We start from the raw sequence: 7,836 nt of genomic DNA, 5'->3' as shown, positions 1-7,836 counted from the left end.
AATCTCATATTCATTTCAGGTCTTAATAAATAGCTTCTTATTCCTTAACGAATATAAATCCCGTCCCTATACTCGCTCAGGAACAGACACGCAGGAGAGCTCCCCCATGCGCAACGAATCAATTCGCTACCTGATTGTGCCGGGCTGGCAAGGATCGCCAGAAGATCATTGGCAAAGCCACTGGCAGAACAGCCTGCCGAACAGCGCGCGGGTGGAACAGGCCGACTGGCTGACACCTCGCCGTGAAGACTGGGTCGCCGCGTTGGCGGAGGCGATTGCCGCCGACAGCACGCCGGTCATCCTCATCGCACACAGCCTTGGCTGCGTCACCGTTGCCCATTGGGCAGCCACCGCACCGCTGCAATACCTGCGTCAGGTACGTGGTGCCTTGCTGGTCGCGCCGGCAGATGTCGAGCGTCCGACGTGCGCGCCGGCACTGCGCAATTTCGCACCGATTCCGACCGATCTGCTGCCATTCCCGAGCCAGGTGGTCAGCTCCGACAACGACGCCGCCGTCAGTGCCCCGCGTGCTTTGGAACTGGCGCGCAACTGGGGTGCCGAGGCCGGAATTCTGGCCGGCGCCGGACACATCAATGTGAAGTCCGGGCATCAGCGCTGGGAGCAGGGTTTTGCTTATCTCTATCGCCTGCAAAACCGTATGGAAGACCACGCACGCCGTCGCGCCTGATTTTTTATTTCTTTAAACGCCCCCGTCTGCCGGCGGTTCTGGGCGGGAGTCTGCCATGAGTTTCGATACTTTCGGTCAGCCGTTGCTGACCTTTCCCGATGCGGAAAAAAGCCCCCTGAGCATTCGCGCCAAAGCGCTGGTGTTCGTTGACCCGCGCTCGCGTCAGTTGCGTGAAGAACTTGAGCAATTGGCGCCGCGCTCAGTCTCGGTACTGATCCGTGGCGAGACGGGAACCGGTAAAGAACTGCTCGCCCGCCACATCCATCGCGCCAGTGATCGCAGTGGCCTGTTCGTTTCGGTCAATTGCGGTGCGATCAGCCCGACCTACGCCGACGCCGAACTGTTTGGCTACGCCGCCGGCAGCTACACCGGCTCGGCCAGCAGCCGTGCGGGCTGGTTCGGCTCGGCCAATGGCGGGACGTTATACCTTGATGAAATCGGCGACCTGCCGCTGCCGATCCAGATCAAATTGCTCGCCGCCCTGGAAAACCACGAAGTCACCCGCGTTGGTGCGCATCAGCCGAGCCCGGTGGATGTGCGGCTCGTCGCGGCGACCAGCATCGATCTGGCGCAAGCGGTGGACGCCGGGAAATTCCACGAGCGGCTCTATCACTACCTCAGCGAAGGCCAATTGGAACTGCCGGCCCTGCGTGCGCGAATCGGTGACATTCTTTCGTTGGCCGAATATTTCCTCGGCATTTACAGCCAGCGCCTGGATCTGCCGGTGCCGCTCATCAGCGAAGCGGCGCAACACGCGCTGGAGCGACACAGTTGGCCGGGCAACACCCGCGAGCTGGAAAACGTCATTCACTTTGCTTTGCTGGTGAGTACCGGTGACGAGATTCTGCCGGAACATCTGAACCTTCCCGATGCGTCTGGGCCGCAGGTTCAGATCGAAAGACTGGTCAGGCAAACCAACATCGGCGGTAGCGTCGATGAGCGTAAGGCGTTGAAAGAACTGCTGATTAATCTGAGCCAGACGCTTTAAGCCATTTTGTTATGTATGAACAAAATGGAATATCAAAGTGAATAAACGTTATTGTCCGGGAATAAAAAATCCGGGTATTGTCCGCTTCACGCCAGAGATAGCACTTCACTGGCACTCGTATTAATAGCCGTCGCCATCAGCGATCGTGATTCTCGATAAGGACACTGCATGAAAAAGGTTCTGTTGTTTACTGCACTGGCGGCTGCTCTGACGGCTTCCCTGGCTCAGGCCGGTGAGAAACTGGTCGTTGCGGCGACCCCGGTCCCGCACGCTGAAATTCTAGAGTTGATCAAACCGACCCTGGCCAAAGAAGGCGTGGATCTGGAAATCAAAGTCTTCACCGACTACGTTCAGCCGAACGTACAGGTTGGCGAGAAGCGTCTGGATGCCAACTACTTCCAGACCAAGCCTTACCTGGACAGCTTCAACGCCGGTAAGTACAAGGACGACAAGTCCAAGTACCTGGTAACCGTGCAAGGCGTGCACGTTGAACCGTTCGGCGGCTACTCGAGCAAGTACAAAAAACTGGCTGATCTGCCGGACGGCGCAACCATCGCCATCCCGAACGAAGGCAGCAACAGCGGCCGCGCTCTGATCCTGCTGCAGAAGGCTGGCCTGATCGAACTGAAAGATCCGAAAAACGCTCTGGCAACGCCGAAAGACATCGCCAAGAACCCGCACAACTTCAAGTTCAAGGAACTGGAATCGGCCCTGCTGCCACGCGTTCTGAAGGAAGTTGATCTGGACATGATCAACACCAACTACGCGCTGGAAGCCAAGTTGAATCCGACCAAGGATGCGCTGGTGATCGAAGGTGCAGATTCGCCTTACGTGAACTTCCTGGTGGCCCGTGAGGACAACAAGAACAGCGACGCGATCAAGAAACTCGCCGCTGCCCTGACCAGCCCTGAAGTCAAAGCGTTCATCGAGAAGAAGTACAACGGCGCGGTACTGCCGGCGTTCTGATCTGACGCTTGAACCACCCCCTTCAAGGTGTGAAAACGCCGATGGCCAGCGATGGTCATCGGCGTTTTTGTGTGCACGACTTTTAGCTTGCGAATGATCCTGTGGCGAGGGGATTTATCCCCGATCGGCTGCATAGCAGTCGTGAAATCAGTCAACACGGTGCATCTATAGCCCGATATCTGGGGCCGCTTCGCAGCCCATCGGGGATAAATCCCCTCGCCACAAAGTCAGCAGCCAGAAGCAAAGATCGCAGCCTTCAGCAGGTCCATGTAGGAGCCGCCGAAGGCTGCGATCTTTTGATCTTGATTGTGTCAGGCCGCTTGGGTTTTCAAAGCCCGGCGCAACGCCACCAACAATTTCACAATGTCCTGCGGATCCAGTCGCTGCGGCACTTTTACGTCCATGTTGTCTTCCTTGTAATGGTTTGGCCGAGGGAGTCTGGCCAAAAGCTGTTCGTCCTTGGAGGGCTTTCATGAAAAAGAGACCCTTCCTACAGCGCAAAGGAAAATAGCCTTCTTATTCCTTCCCGGCAAACCCACAAGATAGTTTTTTGGGTGATATCAATATGCTTTAACGGTATTTAAATTCTTGTTTTTATACCTATAAAGTCACTGCCTGCCGGACAGTTACCCGCTGCCCATGGACTGCACCACCGTCGCTTACCGAGCGGCGTACAGGACGTTTCATGACTTTCGATTACGCTTTTATCCTCAGCACCCTGCCGGCGTTTCTAAAAGCCGTGGGCGTGACGCTGCAGGTCGGGTTGATCGCCATCGGCACGTCGTTGCTGGTGGCACTGCTCAACGCGACGATTCTGGTGTTTCGCACGCCTTATCTGCAAAAACTGGTTGGCTTGTACGTGGAGCTGGCGCGCAACACACCGCTGCTGATCCAATTGTTCTTCGTCTACTTCGCCTTGCCGGCAGTGGGGATTCAGGTCTCTGGCTTCACCGCCGCGATCATCACCATGACTTTCCTCGGCGGCGCTTACCTCACTGAAGTGCTGCGTGCGGGCGTCGATGCGGTGCCGCAGGCACAGTTGGAATCAGGTCGTTCCATCGGCCTGTCGCACGGTCAGTTGCTGCGCTACGTGATCCTGCCGCAAGCGGGGATTCTCAGCCTGCCGTCACTGTTCGCCAATTTCATTTTCCTGCTCAAGGAAACCACCGTGGTCTCGGCGGTGGCGGTGCCGGAAATCCTCTACACCACCAAAAGCTACATCGCGCTCTATTACAAAACCTACGAAATGCTCGCCGTGCTGACGCTGATCTGTGTGTTGCTGTTCTTGCCGCTGTCACTGTTGCTCAGCCGTCTGGAAAGGAGGCTCCAGCATGGCCAGTTCGGGTCTTGAATTGCTTTGGGTGTCGTTGCCGCAACTGGCAAAAGGCGCCGGGCAAACCCTTTCGATTTCGTTTCTGAGCATCGCCATCAGCACTGTCGGCGGTGTGCTCTACGGTGTGCTGCGCACGCTCAACGTGACGTGGCTGAATGCGATCCTGCGGGTCTATCTGGAGCTGTTCCGGGCGATCCCGGTGCTGGTCTGGTTGTACCTGCTGTTCTTCGGCCTGCCGATTTTCTTTGGTCTGAGCCTGCCGAGTTTCTGGTGCGCGGTGCTGGTGCTGTCGTTGTGGGGCGCCAGCGAGGTCGGTGAAGTGGCGCGTGGTGCGTTGCATTCGTTGCCACGCGGGCAGCGTGAAGCGGGACTGTCGATTGGTCTGAACGCACCGCAACTGTTCGGCTACGTGCTGCTGCCGCAAGCGCTGAAGCGCATGACGCCACCGACCATCAACGTCTACACGCGCATCATCAAGACCAGTTCACTGGCGGTGCTGATCGGCGTGGTCGATGTGATCAAGGTCGGTCAGCAGATCATCGAGCGCACCTACGAATCAGTGCTGATTTACGGCGCGCTGTTCCTGTTTTTCTTCTTTATCTGCTACCCGCTCTCGGCCGCCTCGCGCGTGCTGGAACGGCGCTGGACGCAAGCATGAGCGCATTGATCGAGTTTCACGGTTTCAACAAATTCTACGGCGAGCAGCAGGTGCTCAACGGCATCGACCTGCAAGTGAAGTCGGGCGAAGTGATCGTCATCCTCGGCCCCAGCGGCTGCGGTAAAAGCACACTGCTGCGCTGCCTTAATGGTCTAGAGGTTGCTCACAGCGGCAGCCTGAAGTTTGCCGGTCGCGAGTTGCTCGACACGGCCACCGACTGGCGCGAAGTGCGTCAGCAGATCGGCATGGTGTTCCAGAGTTATCACCTGTTCCCGCACATGAGCGTGCTCGACAATTTGTTGCTCGGCCCGCTGAAAGTACAGAAGCGCCAACGCCGCGAAGCGCAGCAGCAAGCCGAAGCCCTGCTCGAACGCGTGGGCCTGGCGGACAAGCGCGATGCGTATCCAAGGCAGCTCTCCGGTGGCCAGCAGCAACGCATCGCCATCGTCCGTTCGTTGAGCATGAACCCACGGGTCATGCTTTTCGACGAAGTCACGGCGGCCCTCGACCCGGAGATGGTCAAGGAAGTATTGCAAGTGATTCAGGGCCTGGCCCGCGAAGGCATGACCCTGCTGATCGTCACCCACGAAATGGCCTTCGCCCGCGCGGTGGCCGACCGCATCGTGTTCATGGATGCCGGACGCATCCTTGAACAGACCCCGCCCGAGATTTTCTTTACGAACCCGCAAACCGCACGCGCGCAGCAGTTTCTGGAGAAGTTCTCCTTCGTTGCAACACTGCCAAAAACGAATCTGACAAAGGAACTGGAACCGCTATGAAAACTGCCAAGTCATCCCTGTTTGTACTGCCGCTGCTCGGCCTCGCCCTGCTGGCTGGCTGCAACAAGACCGAAGAGCCGGCCAAGCCGAAAGTCGCCAGCGAAAGCACCGCGCCGGCCGGTTATCTGGACAAGATCAAGGCCCGCGACAAACTCATCGTCGGCGTCTTCACCGACAAACCGCCATTCGGTTTCGTCGATGAAGCGGGGCGCTACGTCGGTTTCGATACCGACATCGGCCGTCAATTCGCCAAGGATCTGTTGGGCGACGAGAACAAGGTCGAATTCGTCGCGGTGGAACCTGCCAGCCGCATTCCGTTCCTGCAAAGCGACAAGGTCGATCTGATCCTCGCCAACATGACCGTGACCCCGGAGCGCAAGGAGGCGGTGGAGTTCACCAATCCGAACCTCAAGGTCGCCGTGCAGGCACTGGTGCCGCAGAACAGCTCGGTGAAAAGCCTCGATGACCTGGCGACCCGCACGACCATCGTCACCACCGGCACCACGGCCGACATCTGGCTGACCAAGAATCACCCGGACTGGAAACTGCTGAAATTCGAGAAAAACTCGGAGTCGCTGCAAGCCCTGGCCAATGGTCGCGGCGATGCCTACGCGCAGGACAATCTGGTGCTGTTCAGCTGGGCCAAACAGAACCCGGGTTACCGCGTGCTGGATGAAAAGCTCGGGGCCGAAGCGCCGATTGCGCCGGCAGTGAAGAAGGGCAACGTCGAACTGCGTGACTGGGTGAATACCGAGTTGGCCAAGCTCGGTGAGGAGAAGTATCTACTCAAGCTGTACGACCAATATGTGCGTAAAGAGCTGAGCGATGACACCAAGCCTGAGAGCGTGATTGTTGAGGGTGGCAAGTGGCAGGGGTGATTTCCTGTTGATGATCGTTCCCACGCTCCGCGTGGGAATGCCTCCTGGGACGCTCTGCGTCCAGTGGCGCAGAGCGTCACAGGCTGTATTCCCACGCAGAGCGTGGGAACGATCAGTGGTGATTAGTCAGGCCAATGCCACGCCGGCTCATCCAGCACCCGCTGCCCGACAATCCCGGTCTGCCCCAGCGTTTTCTCCAGCACGATGCAATTGCACTCGGGGTCTTCCTGCAACGCCGAAATCAATCGCCGCGCGTGGGACACCACCCACACCTGACATTCCTCCGAGGCGCGAATGATCAACCGCGCCAGCGCCGGCAACAGGTCTGGATGCAGACTGGTTTCCGGCTCGTTCAGCACCATCAGTGACGGTGGCCGTGGCGTCAGCAACGCAGCAATCAGCAGCAGATAACGCAAGGTCCCGTCCGACAACTCGGCGGCGGACAATGGCCGCAACAAACCCTCCTGAAAAAACTCGATGGCAAAGCGTCCACCGGCCAGCGGCGCGATGTTCAAGCGTGCGCCGGGAAACGCGTCGCTGATCGCCGCCTGCAAAGCATCCGGGTCGCCGATTTCGCGGATCGTCTGCAACGCCGCCGCCAGGTCCCGCCCATCGTGATGCAAAACCGGCGTGCGCGTGCCCAGTTGTGGCTGACGCACCGGGGCATCGGCGTCGCTGCGAAAGTGATCGTAGAAGCGCCAGCGGCGGATGAACTCGCGCATCTGGAACACTTCCGGCGAGCTGCGCAGGCTACCGACCTGATCGAACAGGCTGTCGAAATTCGGCGTGTGTTGCGCCAGCACATCCCAGCTGCGGCCTTCGCGAGCTCGGATCATCGGCCCGTCGCGATCCACCAACAGGCTGGCCGGGCGATAGAACGGCCCGGCCCAGATGCATTCCTTTTTGATTTCCGGGTCGAGGGAAAAAAACGAGTGGCTGGGCTCGGGCAAGCCCAGGGCGATCGAATAACTGAAATCCTCCCCGGCAAACCCCAGACGCAGACGCTTCACGCCTTGACGCACGGTTGGCTCGATCGCCACTTCGCCGTTGCGCATGCGTCGGCTGATGGTTTCCGGACCGGCCCAGAACGTCGAGTCCAGCCCGCCCTCACGGGCCAGCGCATTGACCACGCCGCCCTGCGCGGTCTCGGCCAACAGACGCAAGGCGCGGTAGAGGTTGGATTTGCCACTGCCGTTGGGGCCGGTGATCAGATTCAGCCGACCCAGCGGGATTACCAATTTATTGATCGAGCGGTAATTGGCCACCGCGAGGGTCTTGAGCATGGGCGTTTCCTTATGCCGGAGCCGCTAGTTTGCCGCGCTGGAACCTATGTGGCGAGCCAGCTTGCTCGCGCCCGGCTACGCAGCAGTCGTAAAGCGGCCGCCACGTTTTAACAGAAAGAGCGTGACGGTGGGCTGTCGGGGGCGCTTCGCACCCGAGCGGGAGCAAGTTCTCTCGCCACAGGAATCATGGCGAAAATTGCGTTATTCCCGTGAGCGAACGTTGAACCCTGTTCTAAGCTCACAGTCGTATCGTCACTTGCACG

At 58.7% G+C, this 7,836-nt stretch carries 8 protein-coding genes; 7 read left to right on the top strand and 1 reads right to left on the bottom strand.

Features of this window, described 5'->3' with window-relative positions:
- The first annotated feature begins 106 nt into the window (after window positions 1-106).
- From AC3WMT_RS14950 to AC3WMT_RS14920, 7 genes are all read left to right on the top strand, one after another.
- The gene (locus AC3WMT_RS14950; RefSeq protein WP_042557103.1) at window positions 107-688 is read left to right on the top strand and encodes an alpha/beta hydrolase; all 582 of its coding nucleotides are present in this window, start codon (window positions 107-109) and stop codon (window positions 686-688) included.
- A gap of 55 nt (window positions 689-743) precedes the next feature.
- A complete protein-coding gene (locus tag AC3WMT_RS14945; RefSeq protein ID WP_103304101.1) occupies window positions 744-1,676 on the top strand; it encodes a sigma 54-interacting transcriptional regulator in 933 nt (310 codons plus the stop codon).
- A gap of 168 nt (window positions 1,677-1,844) precedes the next feature.
- Window positions 1,845-2,642 (top strand): MetQ/NlpA family ABC transporter substrate-binding protein, encoded by a 798-nt coding sequence (locus tag AC3WMT_RS14940; RefSeq protein ID WP_027611172.1) that lies wholly within the window; start codon window positions 1,845-1,847, stop codon window positions 2,640-2,642.
- Between the two features lie 685 nt (window positions 2,643-3,327).
- Window positions 3,328-3,993 (top strand): amino acid ABC transporter permease, encoded by a 666-nt coding sequence (locus AC3WMT_RS14935; protein WP_103304102.1) that lies wholly within the window; start codon window positions 3,328-3,330, stop codon window positions 3,991-3,993.
- Entirely contained in the window at window positions 3,974-4,633 is a 660-nt protein-coding gene (locus AC3WMT_RS14930) for an amino acid ABC transporter permease (protein ID WP_103304103.1), read from the top strand. The genes AC3WMT_RS14935 and AC3WMT_RS14930 overlap by 20 nt, the downstream gene beginning before the upstream one ends.
- Window positions 4,630-5,412 (top strand): amino acid ABC transporter ATP-binding protein, encoded by a 783-nt coding sequence (locus AC3WMT_RS14925; protein WP_103304104.1) that lies wholly within the window; start codon window positions 4,630-4,632, stop codon window positions 5,410-5,412. Before AC3WMT_RS14930 ends, AC3WMT_RS14925 begins: the two co-directional genes overlap by 4 nt.
- A complete protein-coding gene (locus AC3WMT_RS14920; RefSeq protein ID WP_103304105.1) occupies window positions 5,409-6,290 on the top strand; it encodes a transporter substrate-binding domain-containing protein in 882 nt (293 codons plus the stop codon). The genes AC3WMT_RS14925 and AC3WMT_RS14920 overlap by 4 nt, the downstream gene beginning before the upstream one ends.
- A 122-nt stretch (window positions 6,291-6,412) precedes the next feature.
- On the opposite strand, the gene AC3WMT_RS14915 is transcribed toward AC3WMT_RS14920, so the two are convergent.
- The gene (locus tag AC3WMT_RS14915) at window positions 6,413-7,573 is read right to left on the bottom strand and encodes an AAA family ATPase (RefSeq protein ID WP_103304106.1); all 1,161 of its coding nucleotides are present in this window, start codon (window positions 7,571-7,573) and stop codon (window positions 6,413-6,415) included.
- Between the last annotated feature and the right edge of the window lie 263 nt (window positions 7,574-7,836).

It is taken from the genome of Pseudomonas sp. FW305-7, assembly GCF_058786735.1.
This window is presented reverse-complemented; position numbering and strand designations above follow the sequence as displayed.

Coding starts and splice junctions, on each gene's coding strand:
- AC3WMT_RS14950 (WP_042557103.1), top strand. CDS start 107: ATGCGCAACGAATCAATTCGCTACCTGATTGTGCCGGGCTGGCAAGGA.
- AC3WMT_RS14945 (WP_103304101.1), top strand. CDS start 744: ATGAGTTTCGATACTTTCGGTCAGCCGTTGCTGACCTTTCCCGATGCG.
- AC3WMT_RS14940 (WP_027611172.1), top strand. CDS start 1,845: ATGAAAAAGGTTCTGTTGTTTACTGCACTGGCGGCTGCTCTGACGGCT.
- AC3WMT_RS14935 (WP_103304102.1), top strand. CDS start 3,328: ATGACTTTCGATTACGCTTTTATCCTCAGCACCCTGCCGGCGTTTCTA.
- AC3WMT_RS14930 (WP_103304103.1), top strand. CDS start 3,974: ATGGCCAGTTCGGGTCTTGAATTGCTTTGGGTGTCGTTGCCGCAACTG.
- AC3WMT_RS14925 (WP_103304104.1), top strand. CDS start 4,630: ATGAGCGCATTGATCGAGTTTCACGGTTTCAACAAATTCTACGGCGAG.
- AC3WMT_RS14920 (WP_103304105.1), top strand. CDS start 5,409: ATGAAAACTGCCAAGTCATCCCTGTTTGTACTGCCGCTGCTCGGCCTC.
- AC3WMT_RS14915 (WP_103304106.1), bottom strand. CDS start 7,573: ATGCTCAAGACCCTCGCGGTGGCCAATTACCGCTCGATCAATAAATTG.